Source organism: Pseudarthrobacter sp. MOO14, assembly GCF_058267675.1.
This window is the reverse complement of record NZ_CM177849.1, coordinates 1,215,629-1,230,652: the sequence shown is the minus strand read 5'-3', so window position 1 is coordinate 1,230,652 and position 15,024 is coordinate 1,215,629. Positions and strand designations below refer to the sequence as shown.

At 64.4% G+C, this 15,024-nt stretch carries 19 protein-coding genes and 1 tRNA gene; 14 read left to right on the top strand and 6 right to left on the bottom strand.

Annotated features, from left to right (window positions below):
- Positions 1–151 precede the first annotated feature (151 nt).
- Both AC4EEV_RS05740 and AC4EEV_RS05735 read left to right on the top strand, forming a co-directional pair.
- Complete coding sequence (locus tag AC4EEV_RS05740; RefSeq protein WP_491330345.1) at positions 152–1,711, top strand: amino acid permease; 1,560 nt, start codon at positions 152–154, stop codon at positions 1,709–1,711.
- A 78-nt stretch (positions 1,712–1,789) separates the two neighbouring features.
- Positions 1,790–2,434: a TetR/AcrR family transcriptional regulator gene (locus AC4EEV_RS05735; RefSeq protein WP_491330344.1), complete on the top strand. Its 645-nt coding sequence runs from the start codon at positions 1,790–1,792 to the stop codon at positions 2,432–2,434.
- A gap of 11 nt (positions 2,435–2,445) precedes the next feature.
- On the opposite strand, the gene AC4EEV_RS05730 is transcribed toward AC4EEV_RS05735, so the two are convergent.
- The 3 genes from AC4EEV_RS05730 to AC4EEV_RS05720 form a co-directional block, all read right to left on the bottom strand.
- A complete protein-coding gene (locus AC4EEV_RS05730) occupies positions 2,446–3,081 on the bottom strand; it encodes a DUF2461 domain-containing protein (RefSeq protein ID WP_018760546.1) in 636 nt (211 codons plus the stop codon).
- A gap of 140 nt (positions 3,082–3,221) precedes the next feature.
- On the bottom strand, positions 3,222–4,718 hold the full coding sequence (locus AC4EEV_RS05725) for a catalase (protein ID WP_491330343.1): 1,497 nt from the start codon (positions 4,716–4,718) through the stop codon (positions 3,222–3,224).
- A gap of 7 nt (positions 4,719–4,725) precedes the next feature.
- A complete protein-coding gene (locus tag AC4EEV_RS05720) occupies positions 4,726–5,211 on the bottom strand; it encodes a Fur family transcriptional regulator (protein ID WP_018760544.1) in 486 nt (161 codons plus the stop codon).
- A gap of 106 nt (positions 5,212–5,317) precedes the next feature.
- On the opposite strand from AC4EEV_RS05720, the gene AC4EEV_RS05715 reads away from it, so the two are divergent.
- Positions 5,318–6,589: an MFS transporter gene (locus AC4EEV_RS05715; RefSeq protein WP_109044315.1), complete on the top strand. Its 1,272-nt coding sequence runs from the start codon at positions 5,318–5,320 to the stop codon at positions 6,587–6,589.
- A gap of 28 nt (positions 6,590–6,617) precedes the next feature.
- Entirely contained in the window at positions 6,618–7,484 is an 867-nt protein-coding gene (gene htpX / locus AC4EEV_RS05710; RefSeq protein WP_491330342.1) for a zinc metalloprotease HtpX, read from the top strand.
- Positions 7,485–7,531: 47 nt separating this feature from the next.
- Here the strand turns inward: htpX and AC4EEV_RS05705 are convergent, their stop codons facing one another.
- Positions 7,532–8,023 carry a YajQ family cyclic di-GMP-binding protein gene (locus AC4EEV_RS05705; RefSeq protein WP_018760541.1) on the bottom strand — a complete coding sequence of 164 codons (492 nt, stop codon included), beginning with the start codon at positions 8,021–8,023 and terminating at the stop codon, positions 7,532–7,534.
- Between the two features lie 184 nt (positions 8,024–8,207).
- On the opposite strand from AC4EEV_RS05705, the gene AC4EEV_RS05700 reads away from it, so the two are divergent.
- Positions 8,208–8,462 (top strand): hypothetical protein, encoded by a 255-nt coding sequence (locus AC4EEV_RS05700; RefSeq protein ID WP_285248574.1) that lies wholly within the window; start codon positions 8,208–8,210, stop codon positions 8,460–8,462.
- Positions 8,463–8,631: 169 nt separating this feature from the next.
- Positions 8,632–8,716 (top strand) — tRNA-Tyr (locus tag AC4EEV_RS05695).
- A gap of 38 nt (positions 8,717–8,754) precedes the next feature.
- Here AC4EEV_RS05695 and AC4EEV_RS05690 read toward each other — a convergent pair.
- Together AC4EEV_RS05690 and AC4EEV_RS05685 are read right to left on the bottom strand one after the other, a co-directional pair.
- Complete coding sequence (locus AC4EEV_RS05690; protein ID WP_491330341.1) at positions 8,755–10,002, bottom strand: tyrosine-type recombinase/integrase; 1,248 nt, start codon at positions 10,000–10,002, stop codon at positions 8,755–8,757.
- A complete protein-coding gene (locus tag AC4EEV_RS05685; RefSeq protein WP_491330340.1) occupies positions 9,986–10,396 on the bottom strand; it encodes a helix-turn-helix domain-containing protein in 411 nt (136 codons plus the stop codon). The genes AC4EEV_RS05690 and AC4EEV_RS05685 overlap by 17 nt, the downstream gene beginning before the upstream one ends.
- A 225-nt stretch (positions 10,397–10,621) precedes the next feature.
- On the opposite strand from AC4EEV_RS05685, the gene AC4EEV_RS05680 reads away from it, so the two are divergent.
- From AC4EEV_RS05680 to AC4EEV_RS05645, 8 genes are all read left to right on the top strand, one after another.
- Entirely contained in the window at positions 10,622–10,840 is a 219-nt protein-coding gene (locus tag AC4EEV_RS05680; protein ID WP_491330339.1) for a helix-turn-helix domain-containing protein, read from the top strand.
- A gap of 76 nt (positions 10,841–10,916) precedes the next feature.
- On the top strand, positions 10,917–11,180 hold the full coding sequence (locus AC4EEV_RS05675; RefSeq protein WP_491330338.1) for a hypothetical protein: 264 nt from the start codon (positions 10,917–10,919) through the stop codon (positions 11,178–11,180).
- Positions 11,177–11,932: a phage antirepressor gene (locus AC4EEV_RS05670; protein WP_491330337.1), complete on the top strand. Its 756-nt coding sequence runs from the start codon at positions 11,177–11,179 to the stop codon at positions 11,930–11,932. Before AC4EEV_RS05675 ends, AC4EEV_RS05670 begins: the two co-directional genes overlap by 4 nt.
- Entirely contained in the window at positions 11,922–12,113 is a 192-nt protein-coding gene (locus tag AC4EEV_RS05665; RefSeq protein WP_491330336.1) for a hypothetical protein, read from the top strand. Before AC4EEV_RS05670 ends, AC4EEV_RS05665 begins: the two co-directional genes overlap by 11 nt.
- Positions 12,114–12,138: 25 nt before the next feature.
- Positions 12,139–13,389, top strand: a complete 1,251-nt coding sequence (locus AC4EEV_RS05660) for an LvrA C-terminal domain-related protein (protein WP_491330335.1) — start codon at positions 12,139–12,141, stop codon at positions 13,387–13,389.
- Positions 13,386–13,532 (top strand): hypothetical protein, encoded by a 147-nt coding sequence (locus tag AC4EEV_RS05655; RefSeq protein ID WP_491330334.1) that lies wholly within the window; start codon positions 13,386–13,388, stop codon positions 13,530–13,532. Before AC4EEV_RS05660 ends, AC4EEV_RS05655 begins: the two co-directional genes overlap by 4 nt.
- A gap of 245 nt (positions 13,533–13,777) precedes the next feature.
- Positions 13,778–14,356, top strand: a complete 579-nt coding sequence (locus AC4EEV_RS05650) for a helix-turn-helix domain-containing protein (protein WP_491330333.1) — start codon at positions 13,778–13,780, stop codon at positions 14,354–14,356.
- A gap of 189 nt (positions 14,357–14,545) precedes the next feature.
- Positions 14,546–14,890 carry a hypothetical protein gene (locus AC4EEV_RS05645; protein WP_491330332.1) on the top strand — a complete coding sequence of 115 codons (345 nt, stop codon included), beginning with the start codon at positions 14,546–14,548 and terminating at the stop codon, positions 14,888–14,890.
- The last annotated feature ends 134 nt before the right edge of the window (positions 14,891–15,024 follow it).

The window sequence follows — 15,024 nt, the reverse complement described above, 5'->3', positions numbered from 1 at the left end:
GGGCTCTCCATCAGGAGGGCCCCGGATGCGTTGGCGGAATATAGTTCGAGGTTTTGGCCGTCTCACTATTCGGGACAATTGGGACCGTCCAGTGGATGGACACTATCCTTCATAGGTCTGTTTCCATCACATACCAGGATTGTGACCCCCAATGAATCTTCTGCGGACAAAACCCATCGAGCAATCGATCGCTGACGCCGATGAACCCGGACGCAAGCTCAAGCGCTCCCTCAGCACCTGGGACCTCATGATCATGGGCGTCGCCGTTGCAGTGGGCGCCGGCATCTTTTCCGTTGGCGCCAAGGCTGCCGCGAACTTCGCCGGCCCCGCCGTCACGCTGTCCTTCGCCATCGCCGCCGTCACCTGCGCGCTGGCCATCATGTGCTACGCCGAGTTCGCCACCGCCATCCCCGTGGCCGGTTCAGCCTATGTCTTCACGTATGCCACCATGGGCGAACTCCTCGCCTGGATCATCGGCTGGAACCTGATCCTGGAGTTGTTCACCGCCGCCGCCGTGATTGCCAAATACTGGGGCATCTACCTCAGCAAGGTTTTCGCGCTCACCGGGGTCGATATCCCGCCCGCCATCTCGCTGGGTGGCGTGGACCTCTACTGGGGCGCCTTCCTGATCGTGGCCATCTTCACGGTGCTGCTGGTCCTGGGCACCAAGCTCTCGGCCCGGGTTGGCAATATTTTCACCCTGATCAAGATCGGCGTGGTGCTCTTCGTGATCGTGGTGGGCTTCACCTACGTCAAGGTCGAAAACTACACGCCGTTCATTCCCGCGGCGGAGCCCACCGCCGGCGCCGGCGGCGCGGATGTGCTGAAGCAGTCCTTCTTCGGTTTCCTGACCGGTGCCGCCCCGGCCCAGTACGGCACCCTGGGCATCTTCGCCGGCGCCGCCCTGGTGTTCTTCGCCTTCATCGGGTTCGACGTGGTCGCCACGTCGGCCGAAGAAGTGAAGAACCCACAAAAGACCCTTCCCCGGGGCATTTTCGGCGGCCTGGCCCTGGTCACGCTGCTGTACATTCTGGTGTCACTGGCGCTGACCGGCATGGTGTCCTACACCCAGCTGGCCGAGGCCAAGAGCCCCACCCTCACCACCGCCTTCGAGGCGGTCGGCGACACGTCGGCCGCCAAGGTCATCGCCTTCGGATCCCTGGTGGGCCTGACCACCGTGATCATGGTGCTCCTCATGGGCCTGTCCCGCGTGGTGCTCGCCATGAGCCGCGATGGCCTGCTGCCCCGGGCCCTGTCCAAGACCAGCGAAAAGCGTTCGACGCCGGCGCGCCTCCAGATCATCTGCGGCGCCGCGGTAGCCCTTGTTGCGGGCCTTACCAACGTGGACCTGCTGGAGGAAATGATCAACATCGGTACGCTCTCCGCGTTCGTGGTGGTGAGCCTGGGAATACTGGTGCTCCGAAAGAAGCGCCCGGACCTGAAGCCGGCCTTCCGTGTCCCGTTCGGCAAGGTGCTGCCGGTTGTCTCCGCCGTCCTGTGCCTGTACCTCATGACCAACCTCGCCGTGGAGACCTGGATCTTCTTTGCCATCTGGCTGGTCATCGGCCTGGCCATCTACTTTGCCTACGGCCAGCGCCACTCGCGGCTCAACGAGCGCTTCGCTGAAGCCAACGCGGCCGTCAACAGCCGTACCGGCACCGAAGAGGCAGCTGATGCGTCAGATGACGAGGACGAGCTGTCCCGGACCTGAGGTCCCTTCACCCGCAAGAACTGCCCGCCCGGCCCCTGCCGGGCGGGCAGCGGCGTTTCCGGCTCCTAGGATGGAGGTATGGCACGTCCCTCCCGTTCAGAACGCAAAACTGAACTGCTCGCTGCCATCCTTGACTACCTGATGGACAAGACCCTGGCCGAGCTGAGCTTCCGGAGCCTCGCCGAGGGCCTGGGGATGAGCTCCTACACGCTGGTGTACCACTTCGGCAGCCGGGAACAATTGATCAACGACATCGTGGTGTCCATCGAGTCGCGCCTGGACCGGATGCGCAATACCGATGTCCGCGATATTGACCGGGACGCGTGGCGGGCATTCCTGCTCGACTCGTGGCAGTGGACCATGGCCCAGCGGAACCGGCACCTGACCCGGCTCGAATTCGAGGCCACGGCGCAGGACATTGTGGCTGCGACGCCCCGGGGCACCGCGCAGGAGCATTTCCGCCTGCTGCACCACAAGACCCGCGACTGGCTGATGGTCCAGGGCATTCCCGAAGAGTACGCGGACACCGATGCCAGGCTCTTTACGTCCACCTTCTACGGCCTGCAGTTCGATTTCGTGGTGATGAACCAGCCCGATGCCGCCACCAAGGCCTTCGAACTCATGTTGGCCGTGTTCTTCAACAACCTCGAGACGCGCCTCGAAGCCGCAGCACAGCACCCCGCAGCACAGCATCCGGCAGCACAGCACCCCGCAGCACCATAGGCCGGAGGGTATCAGGGGGCTGCGTAGCGGCCCACCCACTCTACGAGCGGACGGAGTTTCCGCCACCGTTCTTCAATCTCAGCCTTGGCGTCCGGTGTGGAAACCCACCCCGGCTGGCCTACCTCGACCCCGGCGGACAGCGATTTGTGCTTGAGGAGCTCGGCGCGGGGGTGGTCTCTGGCGAAACCCCGCGGGACGGTCTTCAGTTTCTCGCCCTCGATGGCAAAACCTGCTCCGGTCACGGCATCCACGATGTCCTGCAGCGCGGACCCGCTGGCGGAAGCGTCGGCGGCCGATCGGAACCGGGCCAGCTGGGCAGGGGTGTGGGAATGGTAGCCGCCGCCGATCAACAGTCCGTCCGCATTGATCTGGAGATAGAAACCGACGCCTTCCTGGCGTGCGGCGAATGCTCCCTGGGCGGTTTTGTACGGCGACTTGTCCAGTGAAAAGCGGATGTCCCGGTTGGGGCGGAACAGCTTGGCGGGGCCAAACTCGGGCTCCAGCTCGGAGAGAAGGGCGGTGAGGGGCTGTTTCACCGCCTGCTCATACGTCGCCTTGTGTTCCTGCCACCAGTCGCGGTTATTGTTCTCTTCCAGCTGCGCGTAGAAGCCAAAAGCCTCGGGTGGAATGCCTGCGAAAGTGCTCATGTAGGGAGCCTAGGACTGCCTGCCGCAACCGGCCAGATCCCGTGGGCGTATGTGCAAAAACACCTGCCGGACAGCAGAACACCCCGTTCCCGGCAGTCCGGGAACGGGGTGTTCTGTGGCCCGCGGGCCTGAAGGCGGTACTAGCCGACCTTGTTGGCGGACTCTGCGGCCGACGTCGGAGCGGAGGGGGCATCCCCTGCGCCGAGGTTGGCGCGCAGCTTGGCGCCGAGTTCGGCGTCGACGTTGGTCCAGTACTGGATGGCCCGTTCCTTGATGTCGGCGCTCTTGACGCCGCCCACTGCACCGGAAATGGTCTCCAGGAACCGGGCCTTGGCGGCCTCGTCGTAGACCTCGCGGTACAGCGCACCGGCCTGCACGAAGTCGCTGTCCTCCGCGTGGAGGGAGTGCGCGGCAAGGGTCAGCCCGCCGTCGTTCTCCCAGCCGCCGGCCGGGTTCTGCGGCTCAACCGCAGCGGGGCCGCCCACGGAGTTCGGTGCATAGACCGGAACCGACGGGGCGTTGAACAGGTAGCGTCCGGCGCCGTCCTGGCTGTAGTTGTTGACCTGGTTCTTGGGCTGGTTCACCGGGATCTGGGCGTGGTTGGTGCCCACGCGGTAGCGGTGCGCATCGGCGTAGGAGAAGATGCGGGCCTGCAGCATCTTGTCCGGCGAGGCGGCAATGCCGGGGACGAAGTTCGACGGCGCAAAGGTGGCCTGCTCGATCTGCGCGAAGTAGTTCTCCGGATTGCGGTTCAGTTCCATGGTGCCAACCTTGATCAGCGGGTAGTCGCCGTGCGGCCACACCTTGGTCAGGTCGAAAGGGTTGAAGCGGTAGGTCTTGGCGTCCTCGTACGGCATCACCTGGACGTGCAGGTCCCAGGAGGGGAAGTTGCCGGCGGCGATGTTCTCGGACAGGTCGCGGATGTAGAAGTCCGCGTCGGAACCGGCCAGCTGCTCAGCCTGCTCGCTGGTCATGGAGTTCACGCCCTGGTTGGACTTGAAGTGGTACTTGACCCAGAAGCGCTCGCCTGCGGCGTTGATCCACTGGTAGGTGTGCGAGCCGTAGCCCTGCATTTCGCGCCACGAGGCAGGCAGGCCGCGGTCACCCATGAGCCAGGTGACCTGGTGTGCGGACTCGGGGGACAGGGTCCAGAAGTCCCACTGCATGTCGGCGTCACGCAGGTGCGTGCCCGGGAGGCGCTTCTGCGAGTGGATGAAGTCCGGGAACTTGATGCCGTCGCGGATGAAGAAGACGGGGGTGTTGTTGCCCACGAGGTCGTAGTTGCCCTCGGTGGTGTAGAACTTCACGGCAAAACCGCGGGGATCGCGCCAGGTGTCCGGGGAACCGTTCTCGCCGGCGACGGAGGAGAAGCGGATCAGCATCTCGGTCTCGGCGCCCGGCTGCAGGAACGCGGCCTTGGTGTACTTGGAGATGTCCTCAGTGGCCTTGAACGTGCCGAAGGCGCCGCCGCCCTTGGCGTGCACTACGCGCTCCGGAACCCGTTCGCGGTTGAACTGGGCAAGCTTTTCGATGAGGTAGTGGTCGGTCAGGATGATGGCACCGTCGGCACCAACTGACTTCGAGTGAGCGTCGGACGTAACCGGCGCACCTGACTGGGTTGTGGAAACGGCAGTCATTGTTCTCCTATTTCTCTTTTTCTTGCGAGGGACTATGGGGAGGAAGTTGCTGGGCCCGCTGGCAGTCCTGGCAGATGCCCTGGTACATGACGTCCGCGATCTGGATGGTCATGGGCTTGGCGTCAGGGTTCCAGTGGGGCGTGAGGCACGGGGCATGGCCGACGGCGCAGTCCACGTCCTCCACCCGCCCGCAGCTGATGCAGATGGCGTGGTGGTGGTTGTCGCCCACGCGTGTCTCGTACAGCGCGGGGGAGTGCGGGGGCTCGAAGCGGCGCAGCATGTGCAGGTCCGTCAGGTCGCCCAGGACCACGTAGACAGACTGGGCCGTCAGCTCGGGCAGTTCGGCCCGGGCGGCGGCCAGGATGCTTTCGGCAGGTGAATGCGGGTGGCGTTCGACGGCGGCCAGAACAGCGAGCCGCTGCTTGGTCACCCTGCGGCCGTGGGCGCGCAGGGCCGCAGCCCAAGCGTCCTGGCCGTCAAAGTGCTCCGTCATGGCTCCATTCAAACACTTATTTTGAATTTATCGCAATAAGGCGCGGCTAACCTCCCGCCAATTCCTGGTGAACGGCAGGCGGTCCAGGTGACATTAGGGTTGCAGGGTGGGGAAACTGCTTGCTGACATGACGCCGCTCAAGGAGAGCCCCGCATTCCGCCGGCTCTGGCTCGGCTCGGCGGTATCCGCCGTGGGCAGCCAACTCACCCTGGTGGCCGTAAGCCTCGAGGTGTACCGGCTCACCCAGGACAGCTTTTATGTTGGCCTGCTGGGCGTCTTTGCGCTGGTTCCGCTGGTGGTGGGCGGGCTCATGGGCGGTTCCATTGCGGACGCGCACGACCGCCGGCGCATCGCCCTGCTGGCCACTGCGGTGCTCTGGTTGACCACCGGCCTCATTGCCCTGCAGGCCTGGGTGCAGCTGGGCAACGTGTGGGTGCTGTACCTGCTGGTGGCACTGCAGAGCGGGGCGCAGGCCATCAACCAGCCGGCCCGCAGCGCCATCATTCCCATGCTCATCCGCAAGGAACTCCTGCCTGCCGCCAACGCCCTGAGCATGCTCTCCCTGGGCCTTGCCATGACCGCCGGGCCCCTGCTGGCCGGCCTCCTTGTCGCGTGGCTGGGCTTCGGCTGGACGTACACCATCGATTTCGTGAGCTTCGCGTTTGTGCTGTGGGCTGTGTACCGGTTGCCGCCCATGGCGCCCACCGGGGGCCAGCGCAAGGCGGGGATCCGCTCCGTGGTGGAGGGATTCCGGTTCCTTGGCACCCGGCCCAACCTCCGCATGACGTTCATCATCGACCTCATCGCCATGATCCTTGCCCAGCCGCGGGCGCTGCTGCCCGCCGTTGCCGCCGTGATGATCGGCGGCGGAGAGGCAACCGTGGGCATCCTGCTGGCATGCACCGCCGTCGGCGCCTTTCTTGCCGGGCTGTTCTCCGGCCCGCTGGGCAGCGTGCGCCGCCAGGGGACCGCCGTCGTGGTTTCCGTCATGGGCTGGGGCGCATCCATCGGGGCCTTCGGGCTGGTGGTTCTGCTGGCCGGCCGGGCGCCGGGCGGCGGCGCCACCCTGTGGTTGGTGCCGGCTGCCGTCTGCTGCGCCCTGGCCGGCATCGCGGACTCCATCAGCAGCGTCTTCCGCAACACCATTCTCCAGGCGGCCGCCCCGGACCACCTGCGCGGGCGGCTTCAAGGGGTCTTCATCGTGGTGGTGGCCGGCGGACCGCGGATCGGCGACCTGCTGGCCGGCGGCGCGACTAGGATTTTGAATGAGGGCTGGGTCCTGCTGCTCGGCGGTCTGTTGTGCATCGCGGGCGCCTGGCTGGCGGCTCAGCTGCAGCCGGGATTCCGCCGGTATGACGCCCGGAACCCGGTACCTTAGCGGACCGTTCCCTTAGTGAGGAGGAAACGTGCACAATCATCACAACGGCTTGAAGACTGCGGCCCTGTTTGGCGTCCTGTGGGCGGTGCTGCTGGGTCTCGGCGGCCTGATCGGCGTGGGGACACGCAGCTCGGCCCCCATCTGGATCATGGCCCTGATCGGCGTCGGCACCACCTTCTACGGGTACTGGAACAGCGACAAGATCGCCATCCGGTCCATGCAGGCTTTTCCGGTCACCGAAGCGCAGGCCCCGCAGCTTTACCAGATTGTCCGGGAGCTCTCGGCCCGCGCCAACCAGCCCATGCCGCGCATCTATGTGTCGCCCACCATGAACCCCAACGCGTTCGCCACCGGACGCAACCCGCGCAACGCGGCCGTCTGCTGCACCGAGGGCATCCTTCAGCTCCTGGATGCCCGCGAGCTCCGGGGTGTGCTGGGGCACGAACTCATGCACGTGTACAACCGCGACATCCTCACCTCCTCGGTGGCTGCCGCCGTCGCCGGCGTCATCACCTCGGTGGGGCAGATGCTCCTGTTCTTCGGCGGGGGAGACCGGCGGAACGCCAACCCGCTGGCCATGATCGCCATGGCTTTGCTGGCGCCCTTCGCGGCGTCACTGATCCAGATGGCCATCTCCCGAACCAGGGAATACGACGCCGACGAGGACGGTTCGCAGCTGACCGGCGATCCGTTGGCGCTTGCCTCAGCCCTGGCCAAGATTGAGCGCGGCGTCAGCATTGCTCCGCTGCCGCCGGACCAGCGCCTGGTCAACGCCTCGCACCTGATGATCGCCAACCCGTTCCGTGGGGGCGCCATGAACAAGCTGTTCGCCACCCACCCGCCCATGCGGGACCGGATCGCCCGGCTCGAGCGGATGGCCGGCCGTCAGCTGTAGCCGCTCCCTGCACGCATGTGCGCGCAGGGAACGCCTGCGGCGGCAGCCTAGCTGCGGAAGTTCACGAACTGCAGATCGGCTTCCTCAAAGTCCTTCAGGAGCGCCATGGTGGCCTGGAGGTCGTCACGGGACTTGGAGGAGACGCGCAGCTCATCGCCCTGGATTTGCGACTTGACCGACTTGGGGGCCTCGTCGCGGATCAGCTTGTTGATCTTCTTGGCCAGGTCTTGGGCGATGCCCTCCTTGATGGAGGCTTCCAGGCGGAATTCTTTGCCGGAGGCGTAGGGCTCGCCGGTGTCCAGTGACTTCAGTGAGATGCCCCGGCGGATCAGCTTGGACTGCAGCACGTCCAGGACGGCCAGGACGCGCTCCTCCGAGTTGGCCTTCATGAGGATCTTCTCGCCGCTGAAGTCCACCTCCGCGCCGACGCCCTTGAAGTCGTAGCGCTGCGTGAGTTCCTTCTGGGCCTGGTTGAGGGCGTTGGCCACTTCCTGCTTGTCCACTTTGCTTACGACGTCGAACGTTGACTCGCCTGCCATGACTCTCCTTTTGCTGATGGGAGCCCTGCGCGTAACAGGGCCGGGATCGCTGGCATCAAGCCTAATACGGATGCCCCACCCGGGGGTGGCGATGAATTCACAGTTCCCTCTCAGCGGACGCACCGCGGGAACGAAGGCGCCTTGGCGAGAGTTGGAGCAGTTGTAAATGCTCGAAGGGAACACCATGCACCGCAAAGCCGCCCGTTACGTTACCCGGACCACCTCAGCAGCAGCCGGGGCGGTGGCAACGGCAGCAACCTCGGTGGCCGCTGCGGCGGTGGCGGCCTCGATCGTCTTCAGCCCGGTGGCGGACGCGTCCTCGCGGATGGACGGCGTGCGGGCCGACCTCCAGCGGGCGGTGCAGTTGAACCAGATCACCGCAGAGCAGGCGCTCAGTTTCGAAGCCAAGCTCGCAGGGCGCATCCTGGGTGAAGCCTGACCGGGGGCGTCTTTTCCCGTCATTCCAGGGGATTATGGGTGCTGCAGGGCCCGATTCGATTCTTCGCCGGAAGTTCTGTAAAGTTGTCTTGCCCGCGGTTACTGGAAGCGGAACGGACCGGAAACGGACGCTCCGAACACTGCATCGGCGGGTACTTCTTTTGAAGTTCGGCAGATTACCCGAGCGGCCAAAGGGGGCTGACTGTAAATCAGCTGGCAACGCCTACGGGGGTTCGAATCCCTCATCTGCCACCAGCCAGTAATGGCAAGGAATTTAGCCCTTCCGGGATCTCTTAGGAGAGACCGGAGGGGCTTTTTTCATGCCCAGTGAGCACAGTTGTGAGCACACTCTTACGCGCAGGCAGCAAAGAGGCCGCACCTTCCACTGCATTCCGGGCGGCGTCACCCACCATGTGGGCGTACAGGTCCCGGGTGATCTGGCTGTTGCTGTGGCCCATGGACTTGGACACGATGGCGAGATCCTGGCCGCTGGCAAGCATCAGCGAGGCATGTAGGTGCCTCAGGTCATGCAGCCGCATCATGGGCAGCCCCAGCTTCTTCACCGTCAGTTCGAAGAGCTTGGACACGTAGCCGGGGCGGAGCTGCCGGCCATCCTCATAGGTGAACACCCGGCGGCTGTCCGTGTACGCCTCAGCCCACTTCTGGCGCTCTTGGTCCTGCTGGATCTTCCAGGCGATCAGAGCGGCCACAGCGCGGTCTGAGAGGGCCACCACGCGGTCCTGCCCGGCGTCGGTCTTGATGGTCCCCTCGATGATGTCCTTCCCCACTTGCACGAGCTGGACCCGGACGAACAGGCGGCGGCCGGGAAGGTCGATGTCCTGCCACCTGAGGCCGCACAGCTCCCCGCGGCGCATGCCCGTGAGGACGGCGACCTCAAACATGGCGCCCAGGCGGTGCTCCGCGACGGCATCAAGGAAGCGGCCGGCGTCGGACGGCTCCCAAACCTTGATCTTCTTCTTCTCAACCTTGGGCAGGCGAGCCCCGGCAGCCACGTTCTCAGCCAGCAGCCCATCCTGGACGGCGTCAGTGAGGGCGCTCGAGAGGGTGGCGTGGATCCGCTTGATGGTCACAGCGCCCCGGCCAGCGTCCTGCAGGCCCTTGATCAGACCAGCCACGTGGGGGCGGCGGAGGTCCTTCAGGAGGATCTTGGACCCGAAGGCTGGCACCACATCGTTGTGGATGTACCGCTTGTACATGCGCAGCGTGGAGGGCTTCAGCTGGGCGTGCCGCTCCTGGCCTTCCAGCCACTCCGTCAAGTATGCGGCGGTGGTGGTCTTCTTGAAGTCGTACACCTGGCCGCGGAGTTGCTTCTCAGCCTCCCGCATGGCCTCTTCAGCATCCCCGGAGGACGTGAAGCTGTAGTTCGTCACGTATTGCCGTTTGCCCGTGACCGGGTTGAAACCGGCCGACAGGCGATAGCCCCACGTCCCATGCCGGTAGCTCTTCAGCTTCGGGCACGCAGCGCCGTACTGCTTGCCGTTCTCGTCCCGGCAGCCGCACCGCCTAGTTACTTTGGCCATCGGATGCTCCCTTCTCCGCGCCCGATACGTGCGCAGCGATTCTGTCGTCAATGGATTTGAGTCGGTCCGCAACTTCTGCCGTTAGGATCTCCTGCGCCCTGCCGGCGGCGGCCCAAGCCTGGCGGACCTCATCCATGAGGTCCCGAAGTAGGGCCACGGTTGCATCGGATGAGCCCGCAAGGTTCTCGGGGAGACCCAGTAGGAGGTGGCGGTCAACAATCAGGTGACCCACTTCTACCGTCTTGGCGGCCAGAGGTGGAACAAGCAGGAGTGATGGCGTTGTCTCCAGAACGTGAGCCACGGCCACCAGGTCGTTAGCGGTCATGGCCCGGTCGCCGTTCTCCATGGCTGACACGGTCTGCCGCTTCCACGGCCGGCCCAATGCTTCTTCCATTCGGGTCCCGAACGTCGCTATCTCCATACCAAGCTCTGTGCGCCGGGCCCGTGCGTTGTGCCCGACTACGCGTGACATATCCCAGGTCATCTGTTGTCCTCTCCAGTGGTTGTCAAGAAATATCTTGACACACAAGAAAGCACTTGCAAAGACCGGAGGTCATGTGTAGTGTCAATCTCGCAAGGAAAAACTTGCAGCGAAAGCAAACGCTAGACAGGGGACATCATGCAGGGAACCTACACGGAGGAAGTTCAGGCCATCCTCCGGAAACCAACCGCCTCAGTGGACGAACTGAAAGTTGTCTTGGGGATCGGTCGAGGCCAGGCGTACGACTTCGTACGGCAGGGCCGCATCAAAAGCCTGCGGGTCGGGAGCCGCATCCTCATTCCCACCAGCGCAATTCGGGCTCTGCTCAATGAGGACCAGCCTCAGGACGCAGCCTGAGGCACAAAAAAGGGAGCCAGCGTCAACTGACTCCCAAGAATCCACCCACCATCACCCAGAAGGAAGAAAGATCAAGATGAACACTACAGCAGAACGCGACGTCTACGCCACGGAAGCCACCCCTCAGCTCCGCCGGCACCACTGGCAGAACCTGGCCGGACTGGTCTGCAGCTTCCGGCCCGAATGGCCCATCGATGACGTGCTGGATGCTCTCTGGGCTTCCCGGAACCTGCAGGACTTCCCGGGCCTCGCAAGGCTGGCTACGGCTGCTGCATTGGACCCGCGGTGCAAGGGTGCCGCAAGCATCCGCATGGCGGCACAGGGGCTGATCGACCTGTGAGCGCCCTTCAACCGTTCCTCTACGCCGGCCACGAGGTCCGCACCCTGCAAATGGACGGCGAGCCCTGGTTCGTCCTCGCTGACCTTTGCACGGTCCTGGGCCTGCGCAACGCCACGATGATCTCCCAGCGGATTGACCCGGATGCCCTAAGCCAGGCTGAGGTCATCGACTCTATGGGCCGCAAGCAGACCGCCAGTGTCGTCAACGAGGCCGGCATGTACGAGGTGGTCATCCGCTCGGACAAGCCGGAGGCCGTCAAGTTCCGCCGCTGGATCACGGGGGAGGTGCTGCCGATCTTGCGCAAGACCGGCGCGTACACGGCAGGTCCGGCGTACACGCTTCCGCAGAGCTTCGCTGACGCGCTCCGCCAACTCGCGGACTCGTGTGAGCAACTGGAGGCAACAGCGCCCAAGGTCGAGGCGTACGACGCGCTCATGGAAACGGACGGACTCCTGTCCATGCAGGCAGCCGCTAAGGCCCTTGGCTACGGCCCGAACATCCTGTACCGGGACCTGCGCCGCATGGGCGTCCTCCAGGGCAACAACCTGCCGTACCAGCGCTACCTGCACCACTTTGACGTGAAGCTCGGCAGCTACCGAAACCGCAGAGGCGAAACCGTTCCCACGACCACCACCATGGTCCGGCCAGAAGGGTTGGACTTCCTCCGCCGGAGGCTCGCCAAGGCCGCAGAACAGGCCACAGCAGCCACCGCCACCCTCTCCCAGACTGGAGCCACCACAGATGATCACTGAAGCAGACCTGGCCGCCGCTTGGGCGTCCGGCTACTGGCACGGGACCACCCACCGTGGACCGCTGAACGATGCCGCCGTAGCCGCCAAGAATCCGTACACCGCACATGGCCCGGCGCCCACCGAAGCCAGCATCCCGCCCATGTTTCGTTGGGTAGACGCCTCCAGTTCTCCCACTGACTAACTACACGGATTGGAGGTACCACCCCGTGGGAGCTGGAAACGTAGCCCTCGCCTTTACCTACTGGACGGCGCTGGATGACCGGTCCTTCCGGGTGCTCTGCCGCATGGCTCTCGTGTCCATGGACAACGGGACCCCGCCCCGCTACTTCGCCGGCCGTGATGACCTCGCGGCGGCGCTGGGAAAATCTGTGCCAGCAAAGCCAGACGACGCTGACAACACCCCCGAAGCGGAGGCCGCACGCAAGGCCCGGGCCAGCGTTTACGAAGTCGTCCGTAAGGCAGTCGCCAGGCTTGTGAAAGAGGGCGTCATTGTCTCCAGCGGGGATGCCCGCTTCAGGAACCGTGCGGAGTATTCCCTGTACCTCCACAGGCCAGGACAGACCCAACAAAACGTTGCCCCAGTACCCAACGATTCATTGGCCCAACAGCCCCAACATTCTGTTGCCCCTATGACCCAACAAAACGTTGCCCCATTGGCCCAACAGATCGTTGGTACTGACCCAACAGATCATTGCCCCCTAGGAGTACAGGATGAACTGGAGGAAGAACGTATAGGAATATCTGCAGGAGCAACCTCGCCTGAGGTGCCAGAGTCACCTGCAGCAGCAACACGGGAGCAGGGGGAGATAGACCTTGATCTCCCTGCTAAAAAGCCTCCACTCTCCAAAGCTGCCCTAGCTAAGCAGATAGCGGAGGACTTTACCGAGTGGTATGCGGTCTACCCCAAGCACATAGCTAGGGGAGCGGCCACTAACGCCTACACCAAGGCCCGCAACAACGGTGCCACCGCTGAGGAACTCATAGCAGGGGCCAGGCGCTACGCGGCAGAGCGCAAAGGTGAAGACCCCAAGTTCACCGCACAGCCGGCAACGTGGCTGAACCAAGAACGCTGGACCGACGATCCCACCCACATGGGGGAGATCGACGTGGACGCCATCCTCGGCAAGGACTACTGGACCCCAGGCACACCCCCGGAAGGGATGAGCGTCTCGGAAGAGATCGGCTGGAAGAAAGAGCAGCGGGCCCTGCATAACGCCGAACGGCTCGCAGAGGCCAAAGCCAAGGCCGCCGCCAAGCCCCTCAGCCCATGGGATCCCGCCTACCACCAGGGCGGGAAGCTGACGACGTCTCAGAAGATGCAGAACACCATAGCCAACGGCATGCGCCTGCAAGCCCAGTACGACGCAGCCCGTGGCCTCCCCACCGTGCCCAGGCAATACGAATGGTGCAACCCACCCCGAGAAATCGAAGCCCCAGAAGAGGAACAAAGCGCATGACCCCCACAGAACTCCATGGCATCGGCTACGTCATGCCCTCCCAATGCGACCAGTGTGTGGTCACCGTCGTCCACGGCGACTACGTCACCCACTACGCCCACGAAACCGACTGCATCCACTCCAGAAAGGACCACACCAAATGACAGGAACGAATGCGTACGGTACGCACCTTGCGCGTGCGGACGCGGGCGCGTTGGGCCACGACGACGGTTCGGACGGTACGAACGCACGGAACGGTTCCGATGCCTCTCGTGTACACGCGCACGTTGGGCCAGCTTCGAATCCGAACCGTTCGGAAACGCCCCCCAATGCACACGGTGCGAACGCCGGCCGTGCGCGTACGCGGGTTAGGCCACGGCTGGACGGCAACACGGACACCCGCGGACTGGTGGACGATGCAGAACGGGAACTCTTGCAGCCGTTCGGTACGGAAGTCCGGGCCATGCGGAAAGCGGCGGGGCTGACTCAGGAGCAGTTGGGGAAGCTGGCAGGCATCGGCATCACTCATATTTCCCGACTGGAGCATGGGCGCAGACGGCCGTCCGTAGACGCCATCAAGGCACTGGCCCGGGTGCTGGCGCCGGAAGGGACTATGGACGCCGCAGAACAGCGCCTGGCACGCCTTGCGGGGGACTCCCTCAGGACCGGGGCAGCACGGCGGAAGCGGCAGCGGGACAACAAGCACCGCCGCGCAGCGTTGAAGCAGATCGAGCGGGCCCGCCGAATACTGAACCGTCCGGACCCACGCCTCCAGCAACTCCTTGCGGATGAGGAAGAGATAGCGGCCCACATGCGGCGGGAGCTACAGGAGCAGGACGACCAAGGCATCCCTGGTTTCACCCCACAAGACGATCGTGGGAGGCGCGACAGGTTCAGCTACAGCCGCCCGAAGAGTCGCAGCCTGAAGGACATACAGGCATGGCTGGACGCCCATGGCGTCGTGCCTGACGACGACGATGCGCTTTGACCGGTCGAAGCGGGCCAATGCACACGCACGCGTTGGGCCACGCCATCCCTTTGACCGGTCAACCAGCATGCCAGCTGATTGGGGAACAGTTCGCCACCCGTTTATCCCCGGAACTACAAGGAACTTTCGCCCCGTGATCACACGGTGAGCACACCCATCCAACATCAGCACCTAGAGAACGGACACCCAATGGACCAGGACAACTTCACCACACACACCCTCACTGCCGTCGAATACCCGGCCTACTACGGGTTGCACCCGTCAACGAAAGGCGCTGGACTCATCCGGGCCACAGCGAACGCCACCGGCCAACGCGTCACGGTCATCGTTGACGCCGGCTACGCCGCGATGATCCGGCAAGTGCAGGCGGACTCCCTCCCGGATGAGGACGCCGTCCTGACAGGCGAAGCCGTCCGATGGATGCGCCTCGGCTGGCCGGAGGACTGGACCCCGGGCCGTGCCCCCGGAGCATGGGCTCCCGTGTACCTCCCGGAGTACAACACCCCTGGCGAAGACGGGCACGGCCTTGGCTGACCCGCAGGAGCCCGGCCTGGAGGACCTGATCACCGGCCCGGTGGCTGATGCCGTCCTCAGGGCCCTCATAAGGGACCAGGCGCAGCAAGGCAGGGTGAACGGAGCGGGCGTGCCCCGGTGGGCGCTCCCCGTGT

Bases quoted from the DNA above. Each gene is read 5' to 3' on its own strand.
- AC4EEV_RS05645 (WP_491330332.1), top strand. From the start codon at position 14,546: ATGGACCAGGACAACTTCACCACACACACCCTCACTGCCGTCGAATAC.
- AC4EEV_RS05740 (WP_491330345.1), top strand. From the start codon at position 152: ATGAATCTTCTGCGGACAAAACCCATCGAGCAATCGATCGCTGACGCC.
- AC4EEV_RS05680 (WP_491330339.1), top strand. From the start codon at position 10,622: ATGCAGGGAACCTACACGGAGGAAGTTCAGGCCATCCTCCGGAAACCA.
- AC4EEV_RS05730 (WP_018760546.1), bottom strand. From the start codon at position 3,081: ATGAGCACTTTCGCAGGCATTCCACCCGAGGCTTTTGGCTTCTACGCG.
- AC4EEV_RS05700 (WP_285248574.1), top strand. From the start codon at position 8,208: ATGCACCGCAAAGCCGCCCGTTACGTTACCCGGACCACCTCAGCAGCA.
- AC4EEV_RS05735 (WP_491330344.1), top strand. From the start codon at position 1,790: ATGGCACGTCCCTCCCGTTCAGAACGCAAAACTGAACTGCTCGCTGCC.
- AC4EEV_RS05690 (WP_491330341.1), bottom strand. From the start codon at position 10,002: ATGGCCAAAGTAACTAGGCGGTGCGGCTGCCGGGACGAGAACGGCAAG.
- AC4EEV_RS05685 (WP_491330340.1), bottom strand. From the start codon at position 10,396: ATGGAAGAAGCATTGGGCCGGCCGTGGAAGCGGCAGACCGTGTCAGCC.
- AC4EEV_RS05675 (WP_491330338.1), top strand. From the start codon at position 10,917: ATGAACACTACAGCAGAACGCGACGTCTACGCCACGGAAGCCACCCCT.
- AC4EEV_RS05725 (WP_491330343.1), bottom strand. From the start codon at position 4,718: ATGACTGCCGTTTCCACAACCCAGTCAGGTGCGCCGGTTACGTCCGAC.
- AC4EEV_RS05665 (WP_491330336.1), top strand. From the start codon at position 11,922: ATGATCACTGAAGCAGACCTGGCCGCCGCTTGGGCGTCCGGCTACTGG.
- AC4EEV_RS05720 (WP_018760544.1), bottom strand. From the start codon at position 5,211: ATGACGGAGCACTTTGACGGCCAGGACGCTTGGGCTGCGGCCCTGCGC.
- AC4EEV_RS05705 (WP_018760541.1), bottom strand. From the start codon at position 8,023: ATGGCAGGCGAGTCAACGTTCGACGTCGTAAGCAAAGTGGACAAGCAG.
- AC4EEV_RS05655 (WP_491330334.1), top strand. From the start codon at position 13,386: ATGACCCCCACAGAACTCCATGGCATCGGCTACGTCATGCCCTCCCAA.